The sequence below is a fragment of the Undibacterium sp. FW305-107 genome, assembly GCF_058788535.1.
On the sequence record NZ_JBYTAV010000004.1, the window covers coordinates 476646 to 500553 of the forward strand.

Sequence of the window (23908 nt, forward strand, 5' to 3'; positions counted from 1 at the left end):
TTTCGGACAAACAAATCGGGAATCATGCGCCAGGCGCTGAATTTGAATCGCAATTTACATCGTATCGTCAAGACCGCGCGCAGGCATCCGCGGCTGGCGACTTGTTTACTCGGCCAATTAAGCCAGCAAGCCGCAGCAGCCGGGCAAGCTGGCTTGCAGCTTGACGCCTGTTACCAGCGCTACCTGATACTGGAAAGATTGGGTCAGGCGCATTCCATGCAAAGCGAACTGGAACAGGGCTTGCACATCGCCGAGCAACAGCAACTGACACGCCCGGCTGGCCTGATGCTGCTGGCACTGGGCCGTATCAGCTATACCCAGGGTGCCTACCGCGACGCCCTGATGTACTGGACGCGCTGCGTAGACCTGAGCAAGTTCAACCGTGACCAGTTGACGCTGGTAGAAGCCCATATAGGACTTGGGCAAATTTATGATGCCCTCGGTGACAGGAAAACCGCGGCACGCTTTCATACCGATGCCGGCATTTTGCTGGAGCAATTGAATGAGCCCTATCTGCTGTGCAAGCAAATCATCAACCTGGGTGTCAACGAACTCAATACCGGTGAATTGCTGGCAGCAGAAGCCTGCTTTCTGAAGGCGAAAGTATTAGCCGAGCAACATGCTATCCATGAATACCTGGCCGAGACTTACTGGTATCTGGGTCTGGTCGCGAGCAGGAATGCACAACTGGAAATAGCTGAAACCCATATCCGCACTGCACTGGATCTGGCCGATGCCTGCAACTATGTATGGTTGAAAGGCGCAGTGCTGGATTCGCTGGCCGACATATTGCGCGCAGCAGGACAATTCGATGAGGCGCTGGATGCCTATGGCAAGGCCTTGAGTTATTCAGAAAAAGTCGCCTCACGCCGACAAAAAGTACGCAGTCTGGCTGCCCTGTCAGAAATCCACGAGCAGCAAGGCAACTGGCAGCAAGCCTTGCACTTTGCCCGCTTGCATCAGCAAACCACGAGCGAGCTCAGTGAACTGGGCATGATGGACAAGTTCCATGAATTGCGTGCCTATGATTTGTCGCACAAGTCACCGGTAGAAATCCTGCTGGAACTGTCATCGAATCGCTTGCTGGAAGAAGGCCAGCAAGGCGAAGTATTACAATTGATCGCAGATACTGCCCTGGCCATCCTGAATACCGAACTGGCTGCCGTCTTTTTAATTGATGGTAATGAAGTAGGTTTGCACTGCCATGCGAAGGCGGGCAGCAGCCAGGCCCAGGTCAAGGCAGAAATGCCTTGCCAGAACTTGCCACTGTTGATGCATATATTGCAGCAGGATGAAGTACCACTGGTAGGGCATGATATGCGCCTGCATGTGGTGGCGACAGAAATGAAAACATTGCTGGGGCAACAGCAATTGTATTCAGCGCTGGAAATACCCTTGCGTTTGCATGGCAAAAGCGTAGGGTTGATCTGCTTCGCACATACAAGCGGGGTCAGGAACTGGTCACGTGAAGATGTCTTGTTTGGCCGCCATCTGGGCAATCTGATACAGCAGGTGCTCAGTCACGCTGAGCATGCGCAAACCCAGAAACAACTCGAAGCCCGGGTGCTGGAGCGCACAGCCAGCTTGCAACTGCAAACCGAACAATTACAGCAGGCACACAAACATATCTACCGACTCAGCGAAATAGGCAGGGAAATCACCTCCAGCCTGGACCGCGATACCATCATGGAAATCGTCTACCGTCATGTGCATGATTTGATGGGCGCAGAAGTATTTGCCGTGGGTCTGTACCGGCCAGAACAGGAGACCATAGAATTCCCCTGTAATATCTTGCGCGGCCATCGCATGCTGCCGTATATACGCGATATCAGGGACAAGGATTTACTGTCAGCCTGGTGTGTCTCACATCAGCAGCCTATCTTTATCAGCGACATCTATACCGAATACCAGAATTACATTAGCGAAGCGGGCTTGAACAAGCTGACGGTGGACAGTGCCTACTTTGCCGGTCTGGAAAAAATCATCCCCATCTCACATATCTATGTGCCCTTGATGATCAAGGGCCGTACCGTAGGTATCATCGCCATACAAAGCACGCAAAAAAATGCCTTCCAGCGCATGCATCTGGACATCGCCATGATGCTGGCGGCCTACACTGCGATTGCTGTGGAAAATGCCGAGACTTATCAGCAGCTTTTGAAAGCCCAGCAAATCCTGATTTCACAAGAAAAACTGGCGGCGCTGGGTTCACTGGTAGCAGGCATTGCCCATGAATTGAATACCCCCATAGGAAATAGCCTGCTGACAGCGACGACCTTACAGGAACAATCAGTCCTGTTTTTACGCAAGCTGACAGAAAACACCTTGAAGCGTTCTGACCTGAACCAGTTTACGGCCACCATCAATAATGCCAATGAATTATTGCTGCGCAATCTCATGAGTGCCAGTGACCTGGTCAGCAGTTTCAAGCAAGTCTCGGTAGACCAGACCAGCCAGAAACGCAGACTGTTCAATTTGCGCAAGACTACCCTGGAAGTCATACGCACTTTGCACAATCTCATCCATAAACATGGGCATACGCTGGAAATTGATATTCCCGACGATATAGAGCTCAACAGCTTCCCCGGCCCTTATGGACAGGTACTGACCAATTTCATCAACAATGCCATGCTACACGCCTTTGAAAACCGTGAAAACGGCAAGATGCTGTTACGTGCCCACAAGACGCCGGACAATCAGGTGCAAATCACCTTTAGCGACAATGGCAAGGGCATAGAGACTCAGGATTTGCGCCGGATTTTCGACCCCTTCTTTACCACCAAGCTGGGCCAGGGTGGCAGTGGGTTGGGGCTCAGCATAGTCCACAACCTGGTGACCACCATCCTGCATGGCAACATCGCTGTCGACAGTGCGCCGGGCATGGGGACACGGTTTACCATGGATCTGCCACTCAATCCATAAGAGCTGGACAAAACAATTCTGACTGCTGCGAGACACCATACCGTCATGGTGTTTTGGGCAGTCCACATGATTTTCAGGATTGGCATACACTTACCAAGTTTGCTTATAAGTGAAAATCATGACTACTCAACGCGCCCCCGACCTGAAAACCGTGCTGCTGGCCAGCGGTATTGTCATCACCTTATCCATGGGTGTCAGGCATGGCTTTGGTTTCTGGATGCAACCCATCTCGCAAGAACATGGCTGGACCAGGGAAACCTTTTCCATGGCCATGGCCTTGCAAAACCTGATGTGGGGCGTGTTTGGCCCGCTGGCTGGCATGGTGATAGACCGTGTAGGCACGATGAAGATGATGGTGCTGGGTGCCTTTCTGTATGCCGCAGGATTGCTGTGGATGGCCTTGATTGACCAATCCGGCCTGTTCATTGTGGGTACCGGGATATTGATAGGTGCAGCACTGGCCTGTACCTCGTTTGGTGCAGTCAGCGGCATCATAGGCCGCACTGCTCCGCTGGAAAAACGCTCCTGGGCTTTTGGCATATCCTCTGCCGCTGGCTCCTTTGGCCAGTTTGTCATGATGCCCATAGAACAGCAATTGATCGATCACGCGGGCTGGCAAAATGCTTTCTATGTGCTGGCAGCACTGGTCGTGGTGTTGATGGTGCCCATGGCCTGGAAGCTGCGCGAACCGGCACTGGAACAAGCCACTGGCCCGCAGCAAAGCATTACCGAAGCGATACGCGAGGCCTTTGCCTATAAACCCTTTTTGCTGCTGGTGGCTGGTTATTTCGTCTGTGGCTTCCAGCTGGTTTTTATCGGCGTGCACATGCCTGCCTACTTGAAAGACAAGGGCGTCATGGACCCCAGCGTCGCCGTGTATGCGCTGGCGCTGATCGGCCTGTTCAATATCTTCGGCTCTTATTATGCGGGCAAGCTGGGTGGCATGTTCCCCAAACCCTATCTGTTGTCAGCCATCTATCTGGCGCGCAGCATCGTCATAGGTCTGTTCTTGCTGGCACCGTTGACACCCTATTCTGTCTATCTCTTCGCCGCAGCGCTGGGCTTGTTGTGGCTCTCCACCGTACCATTGACGAATGGTGTCGTTGCCGGGATTTTTGGTGTCAAGTATTTGTCGATGTTGTCAGGCTTTGTGTTCTTCTCCCATCAGGTGGGCAGCTTTATCGGTGTCTGGCTGGGTGGCTATATCTATACCAGGACCGGCAGCTACAATATGGTGTGGGGCATCGTCCTGGCGCTGGGTATCTTTGCCGCGCTGGTGAATTTGCCTATCAGTGAAAAACCTATAGTCCGCGCCAATCCAGCCCCGGCCTGAGCAAGCACTATTAAAATCATGTCCAAACAATTATCGCGAAGATTATTGCGTCTGCTCTGGGGCAGCATCATCGCTATGGTGCTGGCCCTGGTGTTTTTCGCTTATCTGCGTCCTTCTTTCATACTTGACCTGGCGAACCGCTTCGTCATGTGTTGAAAGCAGATTTTTGCAGACAGTTTTTTACACATTTTTTAGCGCCTCAGGGCGCTATTTTTTTTGCCCAGATTGAACGATCTTTCCAGTTGAGGGTCTGCTACACTGGGTTCCCTTTTTGATCAAAGATACTGGTAAAACTACATGAACAAACATTTACTGCTCATTTTGCTGGGTACGGCACTGGCCACACCCGGCAGCTATGTCGTTGCTGCCGAAGCTAAAGAAGCTGGGCAGGCCGTCTCGCAAAAGAAAACTGCCAGCAAACTGGCGGACAATCCCTTTGCCAGTATCAGCAAACTGCCTTACCACTATCCGGCTTTTGACCAGATCAAGAATGAACACTACGGACCTGCCTTCACCGAAGGCATGCGTCAGCATGCTGCTGAAATTACGCTGATTGCCAGCAACCGTGCCGCCCCCACATTTGAAAATACCGTAGTCGCCATGGAACGTGCGGGCCAGATGCTGAACCGCGTCTCCACTGTCTTCTTCAGCCTGACAGGTGCGAATACCAATCCTGCACTGGAAGCCCTGTCGCGTGACCTGGCACCCAAGCTGGCTGCTCATCAGGACCAGATTTTCCTGAATGCACGCCTGTTCCAGCGCATCAGCAAATTATATGAAGCACGCCAGGCACTGAAGCTGGATGCAGAATCAGAACGCTTGCTGGAACGCTATTACACAGACTTTGTGCGCGCCGGTGCCAGGCTGGGCGACAAGGATAAGCAAAAACTGAAGAGCCTGAATGCACAATTGGCCAGCCTGTCTACCAAGTTCAGCCAGAATGTGTTGAAAGAGACCAATGCCTCGGCCATCGTCGTCGATAGCAAGGCAGAATTGCAGGGCTTGTCTGAAGAAGAAATCGCCAGCGCCGCTGAAGCTGCCAAGACGCGTGGCTTGAAAGATAAATTCGTGATACCGCTCATGAATACTACTGGCCAGCCATTTGAGGCCAGCCTGGCAAATCGTGCCCTGCGCCAGCGCCTGCATGAAGCATCGGTCAACCGTGGCAGCCATGGCGGTGAATTTGATAACCGTCAGGTCGCCATCGACCTGGCACGCCTGCGCGCTGAACGTGCCACCCTGCTGGGTTATGCCAACCACGCCGCCTATGGCCTGGAAGACGAAACCGCCAAAACCACTACGGCAGTCAACAAGATGCTGAGTGAGCTGGCACCGGCAGCAGTGAATAACGCAAAAGCCGAAGGCGCAGAGCTGCAAAAAATCATCGATGCACAGCAAGGTAATTTCAAGCTGGCGGCATGGGACTGGGCATTTTATACCGAGCAATTGCGCAAGGCGAAATACAGCTTTGACGACAGCCAGTTGCGCCCTTATTTTGAATTGAAGAATGTGCTGGAAAACGGTGTCTTCTTTGCTGCCACCAAGCTGTATGGCATTACCTTCAAAGAACGCACTGACTTGCCGGTGTACCACCCCAGCGTCAAGGTGTATGAAATATTTGATGCAGATGGCAAGAGCATGGCCTTGTTCATTGCCGACATGTATGCGCGCGACACCAAGCGCGGCGGTGCCTGGATGAATGCCTATGTAGAACAATCCACGCTGTTTGGTACTCAGCCTGTGATTGCCAATCACCTCAATATCCCGCAACCGCCAACAGGCCAACCTACCCTGCTGACCTTTGATGAAGTGCGCACCGCTTTTCATGAATTTGGCCATGCCCTGCACGGCCTGTTCTCGAATGTGAAGTACCCGCGTTTTTCTGGCACCAATGTGCCGCGTGACTTTGTCGAATATCCTTCACAAGTCAATGAAATGTGGGCGACCTGGCCTGAGGTATTGAAAAACTACGCCAGACATTATCAAAATGGTGAAGTGATACCGCAAAGCCTGGTCGATAAAATCACGGCAGCCAATAAATTCAATCAGGGTTTTGCAACAACGGAATATCTGGCAGCATCCCTGCTGGACCAGCGCTGGCATCAACTGACGCCTGCACAGATACCAAAAGATGCCCTGGCTTTTGAGGCAGACGCATTGAAACAGGCAGGTGTCGACTTTGCGCCTGTGCCACCGCGTTACCGCAGCACGTATTTCTCCCACATCTTTGGTGGTGGCTATTCAGCTGGTTATTACGCCTATCTGTGGAGTGAAGTGCTGGATGCCGAGAGCGTGGAATGGTTCAAGGAAAACGGTGGCCTGAACCGCAAGAATGGCGACTGGTTCCGTCAGCAATTATTGTCCAAGGGGGGCAGCATGGACCCGCTGGAATCTTTCCGCAATTTCCGTGGTCGCGAGCCGAAGATAGAACCATTGCTGATACGCCGTGGTTTGCAAAAGCAATAGGACGAGATGAAGTGAGGAGCTATGCAAATAAATCTGCATAGCTTAGTTCACTGAACACTAAAGACATTAAAAACGGATCAAAAAAAGAGGGAACATTATTCAATGTTCCCTCTTTTCATTTATTTGACTTCAACTGAAGTTACTCAAGCTTCCAGACAAAATCAACCTTTGCCCATAGCTGATCTGGTTTACCGTCCTTGGTACCTGGCTTGAATTTACACTGGCTCAATGCGCCCAATGCAGCCTTGTCCAGGCTCTTGGATCCGCTGGATTTTTCGACTTTGGATTCAACAACCTTGCCATCTGTGCTGATGAGAAAACCCATGGTAACCGTGCCGGTTTCTTCATTCATCAAAGCTGCTTTTGGGTACTTTGGCGGTTCGCAGGATTTGCTATCCATGACTGGCGAAGTTTCGGCAGCCATGACAGATGCACTGGCGCACAGCAATAAGGATGAAATGAGAATTGATAATTGTGGTTTCATAGAACTCTTTGTATTCATTTTCTATTCAGTATAAAAAATTTCCAACAGATTTCAAGGCTAGACACTATTCGCAACAATTGGCGTTTAATTGTTGCGAGCTTAAGTGCTGATGATCAATCATCAGCACTTAACATTATCTGTGTCAGAACTCTTCCCATTCATCAGCGCTATTTGCTGCGGCTGCTTTTTTCGGTGCAGTTCTGGCGGCTGGTAAAGACTTTACCTGACTGCTTCTTGCTTTAGTCTTGATGGCTACCGGTTCTACCCGGCGCACCGGTGCCTGTGCTACCGGAGCAGCAATTTGCTGGACACGTTCACTTGCATGCAATTTAAAGACGCTAACCACTTTTGCCAGCTCAGACGCCTGATCTTGCAGGCTTTGAGCGGCCGCTGCTGCTTCTTCCACCAAGGCTGCATTTTGCTGGGTCATGCCGTCCATTTCGATGATGGCATGGTTGACGTGCTCAATACCTACGCTTTGCTCCTGGCTCGCTGCGCTGATTTCGGCAATGATGTCAGTCACATGTTTAACGCTGGAGACCACCTGGTCTATCGTCACACCCGCCTGGCCAACCAGTTTGGTACCGATTTCGACTTTCTCTACTGAAGTGCCGATCAGGGTTTTAATTTCCTTGGCAGCAGCAGCACTGCGTTGGGCCAGGTTGCGCACTTCCGCAGCAACGACCGCAAAACCGCGGCCTTGTTCACCGGCACGGGCAGCTTCTACGGCGGCATTCAAGGCCAGGATATTGGTCTGGAAAGCGATGCCATCAATAACACTGATGATGTCGACAATTTTCTTGGACGATTCATTGATGGAGCCCATGGTATCGACCACTTGGGCAACCACTACACCACCCTGACGCGCGACTTCAGATGCAGATGCAGCCAGTTGATTGGCTTCGCGTGCATTGTCAGCATTTTGTTTTACCGTGGTCGTCAATTCTTTCATGGACGAAGTGGTTTTTTCCAGCGAGCTGGCTTGCTGCTCGGTGCGGGAAGACAGATCCAGATTACCAGTGGTAATTTCGCTGGATGCAGTGGCGATGGTATCCGTGCCATTACGCACCTGGGCGACGATATTCACCAGGCTGTCGCGCATGTTTTTCATTTCATATAACAGACTGGTACTGTCACCGGATTTCAAATCGATAGGCGCCGTCAGGTCACCTGCGGCAATTTGACCGGCGATAGTGGCAGCATAATCAGGTTCGCCGCCTAACTGGCTGAGCAAGCTGCGGCTGATCTTGAATGCAGCAAAAATACCAGCAACCAGTGCCAGACCACCCAGGGTCAGCATCATGCTTGTTGCCGCTTTAAAAGCGGCACTTGCTTCATCGGCAGTCTGGGTATTGAGTTTATCTTCCAGCGTGACCAGTTCGTCCAGCGTATCCAGCCATTTTTTCTGTACCGGACGCAATTTCTTGATCAGGGTAATAGTGGCAGCTTCGGCATTATTTGCCAGGCCCAGTTCCTGTGCTTTGGCAGGCAGGGCGGCAGCAGCGGTTTCTGCCTCTTTCAACTTGGTCAGCAAGGTTTTTTTCTCTGCCGAGACATTGCCTTCTTCAGCAGCCATCTTGCTTAATTTTTCATCAGCCGTTGCGTACTGCTTGGATTGCTCGGCAATCTTTTTCAGTTCCGGCTCCATATCTGCTGCATCATTCAACAAGGTCAGATTACGCAGCGACACCATGCGATCATAAACGATGGCGCGCATATCCAATGCCAGACGGGTCTCGGCATTGCTGACATTCACGATTTTCTCCAGTCGCCCCTGAATCTGGGACATTCTTGAAATGCCGACAATGGTTACGGCAATTAAAAACGTCAAAACCAGAGCAAAGCCCAGTCCCAGACGTCTGCTTACTGTCATTTTTGATAAATTCATTTGCTTGACTGGTGTGAAAAATGGTTGAGGAAGATGAGAACAAAGATGTTACAAAGTACTACGTCGCTTGCTTATCATTGCCGGAAAAATTACCATCAAGCCACTTTATCTTATAAATGCATGATGAAGCGTGCATTTATTGAAAGTACGGCTGTTAATCAACGGAAAAGCAATAGATAAAGTTAGAAATATACTCGAATTTTGCTCAGTAGCAAGGGCTTTTTGCGTGCGTTTTCGCTCAAAGAATTGACTACAAGCGGCAATTTATTTCCATTTAGACAGGTATAAAAGTTTGCTTATTTTTTATGCAGATTAACTATACTCGCCCCAGTTGTCCGATGACTGAATTTTCTTCACAATTTTCACGATTTCCCCATGGCAACATCGCTTTATTGAAAAATCATCACGCCTTGTAAATAGTAGAAAATATTTCGTTAAAGAAAGAAAATTTATTTTCAATATTTGTGCCAGCATAGCAAAATTTGAAAAAAAACCCGGACAAGTCCGGGTTTTTTTTCTGACTGAAACTTAAATCAGTATTTGTATTGCGCTGTCACATAGAAGGTACGGCCCAGAGGGTCAGTATAGCGACCATCGTAACCAACCTGATTACCACCACCTGTATTACGGATAGTGAATGGAGGGTCAACATTGAACAGATTGCGGATACCGCCTGTGATTGTCAGGTTCTTGATGACCTTGGCTTGCAACTGGTAATCAATAGTCGTGTAGTTGCTGACATCACGGTTCATATCCACCAGACCACCGACGCTACCATCAGCATTCACGGAACGTACATAGCCATCACCAGCAGCCGCCACTTTGTCGTGGTAACCGGAACGGTAGTTCATTGTAACGCTATGAGTGTACTGATCGGATACCTTCAACGAAGTCACCAGTCTGGAGATAACCCGGAAGGTAACATCGTCATAAGAGTCAAAACGACCGATACTGCTTTCTTTCTTGGCGCCTGGCACATCTTTTTCTGCCGTCAGCATATAAGTACCAGACCAGTTCACATTCAGCTTACCGATAGGCAGGGCTGATTTGAACGTGGCATCCCAGTCCAGACCGGAATAACGGGAGCTGGCCAGATTCACAGGACTGCGATTTGCCACCAGGACTTTGGACTTCTGGATAGGATCGTAGTACAGGGAAATGTATTGATCAGCCAGTGAAGGCGTCGTGAAAATCAAATCCTGGGACAATTTCTGGATTTGGTTTTTCAGTTTCACATCCCACCAGTCCAGGCCCAGGGACAGGTTGCTGCTTGGTTCAAGGCGGAAACCAAATGCTGCCTGTTTGGATTCTTCTGCTTTCAGTGCATCTGCGCCTGTGCTTGGGTTACCTTTTTTCAACAGACCGTATTCCGACGTACCACGGCAATATGGGAAACGTGGGTCAGTTGCTTTGGTGATAGGGCAAGGGAAGAAATTCGAAGAACCATCGTTTTTCAATGGGTCAGAAATATCATTCAACGTCGGTGCCTTGAAGCCTGTGCCATAAGAACCGCGCAGCATCAGACTTTGGACAGGCTGATAACGTGCAGACAATTTATAGGTTGCCTTGGAAACAGACACACCCTGGGTACCAGGCTGTGACGCATTACCATTGACGTCATAGCTGACATTGTCTTTCTTGACAGCGTCATAGCTGTCGTAACGCACAGCTGCTGTGACATCCATGTTTTTGATGACAGGCATCAGCAATTCGCCGAATGTACCCCAGCTCTTGCGGGAAGCTACCAAGCCTTGCGAACCGGTAGAGCCACCAATGATAACGTCAGTCCAGGCAGGATGCTGAGGACCAGGCCCCTGCACAAGTTCGCTAGGTGCGTCATTGAAAGACTGCTTGGTCATATCCGCACCCAGACCCAGTTGCGCCTTGCCACCGCTCATCTCAAACAATTCTTTGGATGCATGAGCACTGAGGACATCAATCTTGGATTTGGTGACACTCAGGTTTTCTTGCAATACTGCAGGTGCCAGGATGGCTGATGCATTCTGATTGATGATGTAAGGATTATAAGCACCTGATTTGACCAAAGCATCAAAGCGGTTAGCACTCATGTACCCGGAAACGGCATCATCTTTTTCTGTGTTTTCGGAATGGGTATAACTAGCGCTGACATCCCAACCCATCAGGTTACTGTCCAGACCCAGCACCAGGTGACGAGCTTCAGTCTTGTAATCATCAGCACGGCCACCTGCATCACGTGCACGGAAATAGAAGAAGGCATCAGTCACGTCATTAGGATTAATACCTTGTCCAGCCAGCAGTGGTACGACAGACTTGTTATAGGCACCAATGTAATTCGGGTTGATGACTTTCTGGCCAGTCACAGGGTCTGTGCTGAACGTAGTCAATGGCTGGGCTGGTGCTGCATAGCGAGCCTTGTTGGAGAAATTGGACATAACCAATTCACCAAACAAAGTTGTGTCCTTGCCTATTTTCAAATTACCGGAAGCAAAGAAGCTGTCGCGCTTGAGTTCTGGCAGCAATTGTACTGTCGACGCATAGTCATAACGACATACACCGCCACGTTCGAAAGTGTTAGGGCCATTACATTTGCCAGTATTCACCAGGTCTGGCGAGAATGTCGCATTATTACCCAGAGAATCATAGATGTCGGCATTGGCAGGTATCGAGTTGATACTGGTTTGCCAGGTGGCGTACATCTTGCCATCTTTCATGAACTTCTGGACACCGGAATTGGCGAAGTGGCGTTGAGTAGCCTCCAGAGGTTTTTGTTCATCATGGCTATACGCGAACAAGACGTTAAAGCCGTCTTTTTCAGGGTCACCGAAGCCTTTGGAAATGGAGAAGTTACCACTACGGCCACCGCTTTGTTGCGGGCTGGTCAGAGTTGCTTCTACATTCAGATCTGTCTGGTTCTTTTTCAGGATGAAGTTGACAACACCAGCAATCGCATCTGAGCCATACAGTGTGGAAGCGCCGTCAGTCAAAATCTCAACGCGCTCAACTGCAGACAAAGGAATACTGCCCAGGTTGACGGCACTACCTGTGCCATACGGTGCCATACGGCGACCATTCAACAATACCAGAGTGTAGTCAGTACCGATCGCGTGGATGGAGGCAGACTGGCGACCAGCACCACCACCGTTGACGGAAGTGGATGCAGTGATAAAGCCTTGCATGGCGGGGAGGGCAGCGACGAGGTCGGCCACATTATTTGCACCACTTTGTTCGATGTCTTTACGGCTCAGAGTTTGCACAGGCAATGCGCCTTCTTGTGCTATCCGTTTGATCGAGGAACCCGTGATTTCCACTTTTTGTACGTCTTGCGACATCGCTGGTTGTGCCAGCAAACCTGCACCGACCGCGACACCACCCAAAAACATCAGGCGTACGGATCGGGCCAACATTTTTTCTACCATGACTAAACCCCCAAAAATGTAACTAATGAGCGAGGCCGCCCGGACAAGACCCTGATTGGTAACCAGAATCCCCTATTTGCCCGGAACAGCCAGATTATCTTTTCTGGATTATTTTTAGCGGAAAATGAAAAAAGCAATTCATCGCAATTTGTTCATCATTTGTCTGTTTCAATTACAGCTTCATTTTCCGAAAAAAAATCTCCTTGTCATGGAACCATTTGAAAACTTTGATGTCAAGACTGCTTATTTTGTTTAAAAAACCGGATTTTTCCTGCCTGCAAGCCAAAATGTTAAAAATGTGCAGGTCATAAAATTACGCAAGATGAACTGTTGTGTAATAACGTCGGCCTGCGATATTTATATTTAATTTAGCTATTTATTCGTATCCAAGAATTTGCACCCGCCTAAAAGCCTGAATGACAGGATAAAAAATGGGCACTTATAGACCTTGCACCATTTTGGACTTGATTTGACGTTGCTTTTTTCACCATCTGAAATTTGTATGTACAATTTCAGATGTTTTGAAAGAACTCGAATGGAAATTTTTCTTTCCATCGAGAACGATAGAACGCCTCATTCAATGATTTGACTTGTCTCTTAATGACAACAAGTTATAGTTTACGCCTAAAACGTTATGTGTTTTATTGATAACTTTTTTGAATTAACGAGCTTTCATTTCATCAACTTATCCAACGACCTGCGCCGTCTTTAAGTCAAAAACAAGTAAAAACCTGATGCCCATGAAGACAGTTCAGAGCATACATCCTCTGTGATCACCGCCCTTGAGCTTGCTAGCCAATACCAGACTATCAACATGCGATAGCATGTCCCCCGAAGGAAATAGGACAGGTCCAGGCAAGCTTTATCGCCTGCAGGAAGTCTCGCTGAATCCGGCAGGGACGGGGGGCCTGATTTGGAGCGCTAAGAAGAGCGCACATAATAAAAAACCCCCACAAGCGAGCTTGCGGGGGTTTTTTTCAGCAATTGTTCGTATCACCAACACCGGTATAGCAAGTCCGGTGTGATCATACTAAGCTACGCCAACATTAGAACGTGTAACGTCCACCGATGTTGAAGTAACGGCCAACTGCGCCTGATTGATGCAGGGATGGGTTGTAGTTGATACGGCCATAAGTCTGGACGTCCAACGGTGCCATCTTGTCAAACAGGTTAGTGATGGATGCTGTGAATTCCAGGTTTTTGGACATTTTCCATTTACCAAACACATCAACTGTCGTGAATGCAGCTACGCGGCAACCCAGGTATGGATTGTGGTTTGCATCAGTATCCAGGCAGTCGCCACCGATTTCATTGGTGTCGCTGATGCTGGATACGTGGTTGATGTTACCGGACACTGTCCAAGGACCACGTTCCCAACCCAGACTCAGGCTGACTTTAGTACGTGGTGTACCGCCGTCACCGGACAAGTTCACGTCACCGTGAGTACCAGCAAATTCATGCACAGTACCATCAGCGTCAGTTCTTCTGAATTCATGCATGTAAGTCACAACCAGGCCAGCATTCAACTTGCCGTTGGAACCCAGGTCAAACTTGCTGCGCATGTCCAGATCCAGACCCGAAGTTTGTGTCTTACCAGCATTCAGGTAAGGCGCTTTCACCATCAGGATAGGACCAACCAGGCCAGGGAAGTTTGTTGTTGGTTCGCCGCGGACGATTTGTGCATCTGGGTAACCAGCTGGATTGGTAACAATCGCGCTAGGGTCAGAACCACCGATTTCGCCGTCACGGACGATTTTCCACCAGTCCAGGGAGATACTGAAGTTCTTGACTGGTTCTACAACAAAACCAAGGCTATAGCTCTTGGATGTTTCTGGTTTGATGTTTTTGTTACCGATCGTGATCGCACCAACACTTTGTGAAGAGCAATCTGCTGGCAATTTGGTCACTGCGCAACGGATAGGATCACTAGGGATGTTAGTAAATGCAGCTACAGCGGAATCACCGTTCTCTGCCGCGCTAGGAGCACGGAAACCTTCAGCATACGTACCACGGAATGCAATGGTATTAGTAGGTGTGAATTTGAAACCGGCTTTTGGCGTAGTGGAACGGCCATAGTCAGAGTACTTGTCTGAACGTGCAGCCAATTGGAATTCCAGGGATTTCAATACCGGGATAGCCAATTCTGTGTAGATCGCTGTTACATTGCGTGAACCTTTAGCAGCAGAGTAACCCAGGCCAGCGATATCATTCGTGTTAGTGAATGGTGTTGCTTCGCTGTTGGTTTCTTCTTTACGGTACTCGGCACCAACCGCGATAGCCATTGCACCACCGGCCAATTGCGTCAATTCACGAGTTGCTTTGAAGTCTACCGATGTGCTCTTGGTCACGCCGGAGTTTTTCAAAGTTGGAGAAACCAGGGCCAGAACTTCAGGTGTATTCACACGGCCTTGACCGATACGGAATGTACCATTTGCTACTGCTGCTTTCAAAGCAGATTGACGATAGTAGCCATTTTGAGTCTTGTCTGTTTTGCTTTCAGCATACAGGAAGCCAGCATCGTAATCCCACTCAGCAACTGTACCTTTTACGCCAGCCAGGAAACGGGTAACTGTAGTTTCCAGATCAGCAGTGCGAGGACGTGCAGCATCAGCCCAACGTGGACGTGCGCGTGAGTCAGCAAATGGATTGTCTGGATGACCGATAGGCAGCAGCAACTGGTCAGGGCCTGTGCTTGTATTGTTAACACGGGCGTTCACCAGATCAAAACCAGCGCCGGTCAGGCCGGATGGTGTTGTTTGTGTTTTTGCCTTGCTGTTGAACAAGCCCAATTCTGTGTACGCTGTGGTTTTGTCATTGATGGCAAAAGTACCACGTGCATACAAATTCAGGTTTTGAGTTTCTGGCTGAATAGTTTGGTATGCCACTGGATCGAACAAGCAACCACCGCCGCCGTTGTCGAGTGATGTACCGCCAACTGGATCCAGATTTGCTGCAGAGCAAGTGCCTGGCAATTGTTTTACGTTACCCGCTGCACCAGCAATTGTGCCGCCAGCAGCGTTCACTGGACGTACTGTGCCCAGGAAGTTGGAACCGCCGCCGTTACCGGAAGTGATGAAGCCAGCGCGTTGATCGCGACCACCCCATGGACGTGCATCAGCTTGGCCAATGTAGTCGCTACGGTCTTTTTGCCAGATTTTTTCTTGCTTCTTGGCATCAATCGTCATGAAGAGATTGTATTTGTCTGTTTGCAGATTACCGAAACCGATCGCTGCGGAAGCGCTCAGGTTGCGGCCATCGCCACGGGAAGACTGGCCGATATTGGCGGCAACAGATTGACCTACATAGTTTTGACGCAGGATAACGTTAACCACGCCAGCGATAGCGTCAGAACCGTAAATCGCAGATGCGCCATCTTTCAGGATTTCGATACGATCAACTGCATCCAGTGGGATGGAGTTCAAATCGACGAAGCTGCGTTGACCGTCATCACCGAAACCATACGGTGCTGTACGGCGACCATTGATCAGAACGAGAGTCGAGCTAACGCTCAGACCACGCAGGGAAACACCCGAAGCGCTACCGGCAAAGCCGTTAGTGAAAGAACCACTGATACTGCCGTTATTGTCAGCAGAGATACTGCGGACTACGTCAGCAATGGAAGTTTTGCCTGTTTGTTCGATGTCTTTACGGCTCAGGATTTGAGTCGTTGCAACACCCTCTGTTTCAGTACGTTTAATACTGGAACCGGTAATTTCAACTTTCTGTACACCTTCTTGTGCGAAAGTCGGTTGAGCCAGCATACCCATGCCCAACAACAAACCACTTGAACAGATCAGTCGTACCGATCTCGAAATTGTTTTTTCTTTTATCACTATTGCGCTCCGTTCTTTATATGTTCTAAACAAAATCTGGCGAAAACCAAACAAACTTTGCCAAATTGCAAAACTGCCAAATAATATGGAAATTTTTTTTTACGCGTGGGAAATTTTGAGAAATTACTTTCAAAAAATTTGCCTCAGCATGAGAACATCTAAGAGATTCCATTGTCAATATTGATAGAATGCATGCGGCGGAAAAACAACAATATGCAGATATGACAACGAATAGACAGAGCAGAGCATCTGCTTTTGACTATGAAACTATAGAAAAGTTTCAAATAGAAGGGAGTTTTTTGTATCAATAATTCCAAATGGAAACATTAATACAAAAGAAATAATTTGCACCTGATTAATCCGGATTGAAAACCAGTTGCTGCGAGAAATTTTGCACCAAAATGTATCTAAATAAAACAGTTTGTATCGCTTAAAACCTTATTTTCACTATATTTAACTGAAATTTTGGTCTACTTTTAGCGTAATTTGCATCGAAATGCAGAAAAAACCAACAAAAAACCCCGGCGTACCGGGGTTTTTTGTTTACCTGAGTCTCGTGGAGACCCATATGAGTACAGCAAAGGCTTATTTTGCAGATGCCTCAGCAGAAGCTGCTGCCGGTGCCTTGACTTCAGGCTCCTTGAATTTGGCGCCACCTGCATTGGCCAGATGCACGACTGCGCGTGCAACTTCAATATCATCCAGATCAGGATTACCGCCTTTGGCTGGCATCCCACGCAAACCACCTATCGCATTGGCAACTACCTTGTCATAGCCTTGTGCAATGCGTGGTCCCCAGGCAGCAGCATCGCCGAATTTAGGGGCATTGGCTGCGCCAGTGTCATGGCAAGCTGAACAGATAGTTTTATAAACTGTTTCGCCAGATTGCAAAGTCTTTGGGCCATTGGCATCCTTGAAATTAAAACCTTGATCAGCTACCGGGCTGATACGGGCGGCAACCGCTTCTGGTGTCAATGCAGAAGAACCTGCGCCGACTTTTTTGTCATTCGATACAAACTGTACCAGCAAGACAATGGCGATAATGGGGACCAGGAATCCAGCGAGAACTGCAACGATAAGTTGCTTAGGGGTCTTGATCGCTGATTCGTGTTCGTCGTGCGCGTCGCTCATGGTTTCCTCAATGCAAATAAATTAGGTACAGAAAATTCTTAGTCTATGCTTGCAGGCAACTTTAACCGCAAGTGCCAAAGCTTGGGATTATAGTGCGAAAGCGCTTTGTTTGGAACGAAAAGCAAGCTCTGCGGCCCAAGAATCCGGGAAATCTATCCGGTTTAACGACAATTTCCCTTCTTTGATACGCAAGACCTTCCTAAAATTGAGGCTGTATATTGCTCGAACATTACTTATGCTACTCATGCATATCAGAGATAGGTTCCAAGTCCTCAAAATGGCAGTGTTCTTCTGCATACGCCTATGCAAGGTCCCTTGGCATTCAGGCTGAATTATCGACACCAGGATTTTTAAGACTCAAGTCAATTAATATGACTTCAAAGTTTGCATAAAATGCATTGTTCTTCCCACGGGTTTTACAAGTTTCTGACTTTTTTGCTCAAAACCCAAGTCGTCATCTGAATATAAATGTCATGACGGAGTAAAGAAGTCGCAAATCATTTATATGCGGAATTTGCCCGTTTCTTGCAGACATATTTGTAGCTAAACAGCTACAATAGCGGTCTGCAAATATTTGCACGTGACCGTCTTCCAACGGATAGGATGCTAGCCTCCGAAGCTGGCGATACAGGTTCGATTCCTGTCGGTCACACCAGTTTGCATCAAAAACTGCTTCAAATTCAATGCGAAAACCTGCGCCAGTTGTCGCTGCCTGCTTTTTGTCATATTTAAATCAGTGGATTAGGTTTATTACCAGAACTCATTTCATATGAATTCTGGCCAGGTATGGGCTATGTGGCAGCCCCCAGAGGGCTGGGGTGGCACGTTCGATTCCTGTCTGGCGCACTAAGATTTCATCCCGGTTCTCTTCTTGAATTTCTTTCCGATCTTCCTTCTCCCATTCTCGTTTCTTCCCATCGTTAGCATCTTTGCACGTTCTGGTTGCTTTTCTTGATATATTTGTACTAAGCTAGCCCGCTTTAGTTGACCAGAAGTTGAACCAGACTTCATCTTTACTGGTCTGAGCCCCAGCTCGTCCGTGACTTGTCGCGGCTGCACTGCTGACTAATTTGTCTTCATTACTTTGTATTTATTAATCCATAAAGGTCGCTACATGAAATCATCGCGCATGCAACTCAGCAGCTTGAGTCTGTCCCTGGCATTGGCTTTTACTACTCTGGTGCATATCCCGCCAGCCATCGCGGCTGAGAATGCAGCGGTGGCTAAAACCGCCCTGCCTGCCGGTGTGCAGTTCGTGCGCCAGGTCGAGGGTATAGATGAATACCAGTTGGCGAATGGCATGCGCGTCTTGCTGGTACAAGATGCCAGCAAACCGACGACGACTGTTAACATTACTTACCGGGTCGGCTCGCGTCATGAGAATTATGGCGAAACCGGCATGGCGCATTTGCTCGAGCATCTGATGTTCAAGGGTAGCAAGGCCCATCCGCGCCTGTGGGAAGAAATGTCACAGCGCGGCGTGCAATTCAATGGCACAACCTGGCTCGACCGCACCAATTACTATGAAACCTTTGCCGCCAAGCCTGAAACCCTGACCTGGGCCATCAGCATGGAAGCTGACCGCATGGTCAATTCCCGCATCTCTGGCGAAGACTTGAAGACAGAGTTCTCCGTCGTGCGCAATGAAATGGAAAAGAATGAGAATTCCGGTGTCGGCATCCTCATACAACGCATCATGTCCAGTGCCCATCAATGGCATAACTATGGCAAAGACACCATAGGCGCGCGCACTGACGTGGAAAACGTCAACATCCCGCACCTGCAAGCTTTCTGGCGTAAATACTACCAGCCTGACAATGCCACCCTGATCGTGGCCGGTGCCTTTGATGCCAAACAGGCTCTGCAACTGATCGCCACCCAGTTTGGCAAAATCCCCAAGCCCAAGCGTGCGCTGGAACCTACGTATACATTAGATCCTGTGCAAGATGGCGAGCGTGATGTCATCGTGCGCCGTGTTGGTGACTCTCAAGCCATCGCCGCCTTGTATCACACCGTGCCCGCGGCCCATCCCGATTACGCCGCGACTGAAGCACTGGCCCTGATCCTCGGTGATACACCGAATGGCCGCCTGTACAAGGCCCTGGTTGAAACCAAGAAAACTGCCGATGTTTTCCCATGGGCGGCGAATCTGGAAGAACCTGGCTTTTTGATGCTGGGGGCAAACTTGCGCACTGAGCAAAACCTGCCGGAAGCCAAGAAGATATTACTGGACACCATAGAAGGCTTTGACAAGGCCCCGGTGACGGAAGCAGAACTCGCGCGTGCCAAGGCCAAGCTGGATTCGGATATCGCCCAGGTTTTCAATGATCCAGAAAAATTTGCCGTGTCCCTGTCTGAAAGCATAGCCTCAGGCGACTGGCGTTTGTTTTTCCTGTTCCGCGACCGCGTCAAGGCACTCAAGGTGGAAGATGTACAGCGCGTCGCTACTACCTGGCTAAAATCCAGCAACCGTACAGCAGGCAGCTTTATCCCTACTGAAAAACCAGACCGTACACCGGCCCCAGCCAAGGTCGCCGTGGATGAACAAATCAAGCAATTCAAACCTGGCGCGGCCATCGCCCAGGCAGAGAATTTTGTCGCCTCGGCTGATAATATCGACAAACGTACACAGACTGGTGCGCTCAGCAATGGCATGAAGTATGCGCTGTTGCCCAAGACCACACGCGGCAATACCGTTGTGCTGTCCATGCATATCAATCTGGGTGATGAGAACAGTCTGAAAGGCAAAGCCGGAGCCGCCGAGCTGGCAGCCGCCATGCTCAGCCGTGGCACAGAAAAACTCAGTCACCAGCAATTTACTGAAGAACTGGACAAGCTCAAGGCCAAGTTGCAGATCAATGGCAATGTGACTTCTGCCAATATCCAGGTAGAAACCATACGCGATAATCTGCCACGGGTATTGGAACTGGTGCGCGATGCCCTGCGCCAACCGGCTTTCAATGAAGCCGAATTCACTCAGTTGTTGAACTCGCAACTGGCACAACTGGAAGAATCGCGCAAGGAGCCGCAATCCGTTGCCATCGACGCGGGCAAAAAAGCCCTGAATACCTGGACCGCAGATGATCCACGCTACTATCGCGGTATCGATGAGCAGATAGCTTATTTAAAAATCGCCAAACTGGCTGAGGTCAAGGCTTTCTGGAAAGAGTTCTACGGCGCCAACCAGGCAAACCAGGCGCAAATTGCCGTGGTTGGTGAGTTTGATGCCAACAAGCTGAAAACGGAATTGCAAGCTGCCTTTGGCGACTGGAATGCCCAGCAAAAATTCAGCCGTGTTGCCAAGCCTTACCATGCTACCAAAGCGGATGACAAACAAATCATCACACCGGACAAGGCCAATGCCTTCTTCTACGCTGGCATGCAACTGCCGCTGGGTATCAAGCATCCTGATTATCCTGCCCTGGTGATGGGCAACTACCTGCTGGGTGGCAGCGCCAACTCACGCATATTGAACCGCATCCGTCAAAAAGATGGTGTCAGCTATGGTGGCGGCTCGGGTTTCAATGCATCTCCTCTGGACGAAGTCGCCAGCTTTTCCATAGGTGCGATTTATGCGCCGCAAAACCGTAGCAAACTGGAAACCGGCATACGAGAAGAAATCACCCGCGCACTGACTGAGGGTTTCACAGCTGCTGAACTGGAAGACGGCAAGAAAAGCCTGATCCAGCAATACCAGCTGGAACGCAGCCAGGACGCCGTGCTGGCATCGACACTAGCAACCAACCTCTACCTGGGCCGCAATATGCAATACCGTGCTGAAGTAGAGAAAAAAATCCAGGCACTGACCGTGGCACAAGTAAAAGAAGCCATGGCCAAACACCTGGGCTATGAAAAAACCGTGCGCGTGTTTGCGGGTGACTTCAAGTAAATAACGCTACAAGGAAGGGCTTGCACACAAAGCTGTGCAAGCCCTTTTTATTTGGTTTTCTGATTGTTCACTATGATTACTACGACCACTGAAGCTTACCAACTGCTGTTGCAACTTGGCGCATCAGAACGCTTGCTTACCCATGTCAGACTGGTTGGCGAAGCGGCTGAAATGCTGATCGTCAGGCTTGAAGAGATGGGCTTGCAGTTCGATGTGAATCTGATACGTCTTGGTGCCGCCATCCATGACGCGGGAAAAATCCTGCACCCCAATGAACTGGATGGCCCTGGTTCCTTGCATGAGCCTGCTGGTGAAAAAATGCTGCTGGACCATGGCGTACAAAAGACCATCGCCCGGTGCTGCGTCACCCATGCACAATGGCAGGGAGATGGCCTGAGCCTGGAAGAATTAACTGTCGCCACAGCAGACAAGTTATGGAAGGGCAAACGCGAGGCCGAGCTGGAATTAAAACTCATCCACACCATCGCACAGCAAAAGCAAGTTGATCATTGGGATATCTTTACTTCACTGGACGATCTATTTGAAAGAATTGCCGCTGGGGGCAGCGAAAGACTGGAACGTAGCAGGTATGTAACTGGCTCTTAAAATTGCCTGGCCCTGAATTACTCTTCCCAAATATCAAGGATCATCAAACAGCATGCCCTGGCTGACCTGACGCTCGTTGCTGACATCTGCCTCTCTCATCAGGGCGCTGGCCCTGACACCCAGCAAGCGAAACCGGTTTTCCAGTGCCACTCTGCGCAGGCATTCTCCGGCAGCCCTGCGTATGATGGCTGGGTCAGCCGTTGCGACAGGAATGGTAATGTCGCGTGTCGATATGCGGAAATCCGTGTAACGTATCTTGATGCCCACAGTTTTGCAACGGTAACCCTTGACGGTTAAATCCCTTGCCAGACGAGTGCAGAGATCAGTGAAAATGTCGGTCAATACCGCCCTGTCGTGAACTGCATGCAAGTCGCGGTCAAATGTGGTCTCCCTGCTGATCACCTTGGGTTCTGACTCTGTAGAAATCTCCCTGTCATCAATGCCACGTGCAGTGTTATACAGCCAACCGGCATAATTGCTGCCGAAGGTATTTTGCAGCAGCCCTAAATCTGCATTTGCCAGCTCGCCCACTGTGTTGATACCCAGGCTTGCCAGGCGCTCGGTTGATTTTGGGCCTATCCCATTCACTTTTTTTACTGGCAGCGGCCATATACGGGTTGGCACGTCTTCCATCTCCAGGATGGTCAGACCATCAGGTTTATCCAGATCAGACCCGATTTTTGCCAGCAGCTTATTGGGGGCAACACAAATGGAGCAGGTAAGACCCGTTGCCTCGGAGACAGCCTGTTTCAAACTGCCTGCCAGGGCGCGCGTTTCTTGCGGATGGTCGGTCAGGTCGATATAGATTTCATCTATGCCGCGATTTTCAATTTTGGGGGCAATCTTGCCCACTGCTTCTTTAAAAAGACGCGAGTAATGGCGATAGGAGTCAAAATCGGTGGGAAGCAAAAAAACATCGGGGGCCAGCTTCGCCGCCTTCATGATGCCCATCGCGGAGAATATGCCAAGTGCCCGTGCTGCATAGGTCGAAGTGGTCGCGACACCACGCCCGACATAGTCCTTTATCCGTGAAAATTCATGCGTGCCATCGCCTTTTGGAATCGGGCGATGTGAAGAGCCGCCACCTATAAGCACTGCCTGCCCCCGCAGTTCTGGATAGCGCAAGAGTTCAACAGATGCATAAAAAGCATCCATGTCCAGATGAGCAATCCTACGTGGTTTATTACTCATGGCAATCAACCAGCACTTTGCAATAAATCATGATTCGCATGATGCATCTCATCATCGCATGCCGCCAGGGTAGCAAGCTGGATAAACATTTTCAAAAACTGACCCACTTAAAGGAATAAGATTAAAAGCTGGAATAAGCTATTTTATCCTGAATCCGGGAAATAACTGAATATACATACAGCAAAATAAAGTTTACGCAAAACAAGGAATTACAGCAACATGCTGTTTAAGCTAAGATAGACTCATCCTGCATCTCTTGCTTTTTTCCTGAATTCCCTGATGGATCAATGATGAAAAAACTGCTTTCCCTGATTTTTGCTCTCAGCCTGGCATGCGTTATCAACCCGGCCAGCGCCACGGCACCCCAGGCTTATGATGAAACTGCCGATGCCCAGGCGGCAATCAACAAGGCTCTGGCGGAAGCTAAAAAGACAGATAAAAAAGTCCTGGTCATCTTTGGTGCCAACTGGTGCAAGGATTGTCTGGAACTTGACAAATCCATGCATGGCAAGAACGAACCTCTGCTCGCCACCAAGTTCATCACAGTGAAAGTGAATGTAGGCCAGTTTGATAAAAACAAGGAGCTGGTGGATTTCTATGGCAATCCTACCAAGAAAGGCATCCCTGCGGCAGTCTTGCTGAGACCGGACAACAGCGTGCTGTTCGCTTCCAAAGGTGGCGAGCTATCGAATGCACGCAAGATGAGCGAGCAAGGCGTATTCGATTTTTTTGACGAAATCACCGCGCTGTACCGCTGACCAGCATGA

13 protein-coding genes and 1 tRNA gene are annotated in these 23908 nt (G+C 49.5%); 8 read left to right on the top strand and 6 right to left on the bottom strand.

Features of this window, described 5'->3' with window-relative positions; all coding sequences use genetic code 11:
* Positions 1 to 42: 42 nt before the first annotated feature.
* The 4 genes from AC3WQT_RS11650 to AC3WQT_RS11665 all read left to right on the top strand — a co-directional run bounded on the left by AC3WQT_RS11650 (position 43) and on the right by AC3WQT_RS11665 (position 6721).
* Positions 43 to 2922, top strand: a complete 2880-nt coding sequence (locus AC3WQT_RS11650; RefSeq protein WP_492704044.1) for an ATP-binding protein — start codon at positions 43 to 45, stop codon at positions 2920 to 2922.
* A gap of 118 nt (positions 2923 to 3040) precedes the next feature.
* Positions 3041 to 4255 carry an MFS transporter gene (locus AC3WQT_RS11655; protein WP_492704045.1) on the top strand — a complete coding sequence of 405 codons (1215 nt, stop codon included), beginning with the start codon at positions 3041 to 3043 and terminating at the stop codon, positions 4253 to 4255.
* A gap of 18 nt (positions 4256 to 4273) precedes the next feature.
* Complete coding sequence (locus AC3WQT_RS11660; RefSeq protein WP_492704047.1) at positions 4274 to 4411, top strand: hypothetical protein; 138 nt, start codon at positions 4274 to 4276, stop codon at positions 4409 to 4411.
* A gap of 141 nt (positions 4412 to 4552) precedes the next feature.
* Positions 4553 to 6721: a M3 family metallopeptidase gene (locus tag AC3WQT_RS11665; RefSeq protein ID WP_492704049.1), complete on the top strand. Its 2169-nt coding sequence runs from the start codon at positions 4553 to 4555 to the stop codon at positions 6719 to 6721.
* Between the two features lie 139 nt (positions 6722 to 6860).
* Here the strand turns inward: AC3WQT_RS11665 and AC3WQT_RS11670 are convergent, their stop codons facing one another.
* The 5 genes from AC3WQT_RS11670 to AC3WQT_RS11690 all read right to left on the bottom strand — a co-directional run bounded on the left by AC3WQT_RS11670 (position 6861) and on the right by AC3WQT_RS11690 (position 17455).
* Positions 6861 to 7145: an energy transducer TonB gene (locus AC3WQT_RS11670; RefSeq protein WP_423006498.1), complete on the bottom strand. Its 285-nt coding sequence runs from the start codon at positions 7143 to 7145 to the stop codon at positions 6861 to 6863.
* A 202-nt stretch (positions 7146 to 7347) separates the two neighbouring features.
* Complete coding sequence (locus tag AC3WQT_RS11675) at positions 7348 to 9078, bottom strand: methyl-accepting chemotaxis protein (RefSeq protein WP_492704051.1); 1731 nt, start codon at positions 9076 to 9078, stop codon at positions 7348 to 7350.
* A 548-nt stretch (positions 9079 to 9626) separates the two neighbouring features.
* Entirely contained in the window at positions 9627 to 12479 is a 2853-nt protein-coding gene (locus tag AC3WQT_RS11680; RefSeq protein WP_492704053.1) for a TonB-dependent receptor domain-containing protein, read from the bottom strand.
* 1058 nt (positions 12480 to 13537) lie between these two features.
* The gene (locus AC3WQT_RS11685) at positions 13538 to 16324 is read right to left on the bottom strand and encodes a TonB-dependent receptor (RefSeq protein ID WP_492704055.1); all 2787 of its coding nucleotides are present in this window, start codon (positions 16322 to 16324) and stop codon (positions 13538 to 13540) included.
* Between the two features lie 585 nt (positions 16325 to 16909).
* A complete protein-coding gene (locus AC3WQT_RS11690) occupies positions 16910 to 17455 on the bottom strand; it encodes a c-type cytochrome (protein WP_492704057.1) in 546 nt (181 codons plus the stop codon).
* Between the two features lie 580 nt (positions 17456 to 18035).
* Here AC3WQT_RS11690 and AC3WQT_RS11695 point away from each other — a divergent pair.
* The 3 genes from AC3WQT_RS11695 (at position 18036) to AC3WQT_RS11705 (ending at position 21950) form a co-directional block, all read left to right on the top strand.
* A tRNA-Arg gene (locus AC3WQT_RS11695) sits at positions 18036 to 18110 on the top strand.
* Positions 18111 to 18569: 459 nt separating this feature from the next.
* Positions 18570 to 21344 carry a M16 family metallopeptidase gene (locus tag AC3WQT_RS11700; RefSeq protein ID WP_492704059.1) on the top strand — a complete coding sequence of 925 codons (2775 nt, stop codon included), beginning with the start codon at positions 18570 to 18572 and terminating at the stop codon, positions 21342 to 21344.
* 72 nt (positions 21345 to 21416) lie between these two features.
* The gene (locus AC3WQT_RS11705) at positions 21417 to 21950 is read left to right on the top strand and encodes an HD domain-containing protein (RefSeq protein WP_492704061.1); all 534 of its coding nucleotides are present in this window, start codon (positions 21417 to 21419) and stop codon (positions 21948 to 21950) included.
* Positions 21951 to 21983: 33 nt separating this feature from the next.
* Here the strand turns inward: AC3WQT_RS11705 and AC3WQT_RS11710 are convergent, their stop codons facing one another.
* Positions 21984 to 23141, bottom strand: coding sequence for a DNA polymerase Y family protein (locus tag AC3WQT_RS11710; RefSeq protein WP_492704063.1), 1158 nt, complete (start codon positions 23139 to 23141; stop codon positions 21984 to 21986).
* A gap of 287 nt (positions 23142 to 23428) precedes the next feature.
* Here AC3WQT_RS11710 and AC3WQT_RS11715 point away from each other — a divergent pair, with 287 nt between their 5' ends.
* Positions 23429 to 23899: a thioredoxin family protein gene (locus AC3WQT_RS11715; RefSeq protein ID WP_492704065.1), complete on the top strand. Its 471-nt coding sequence runs from the start codon at positions 23429 to 23431 to the stop codon at positions 23897 to 23899.
* Positions 23900 to 23908: the final 9 nt, after the last annotated feature.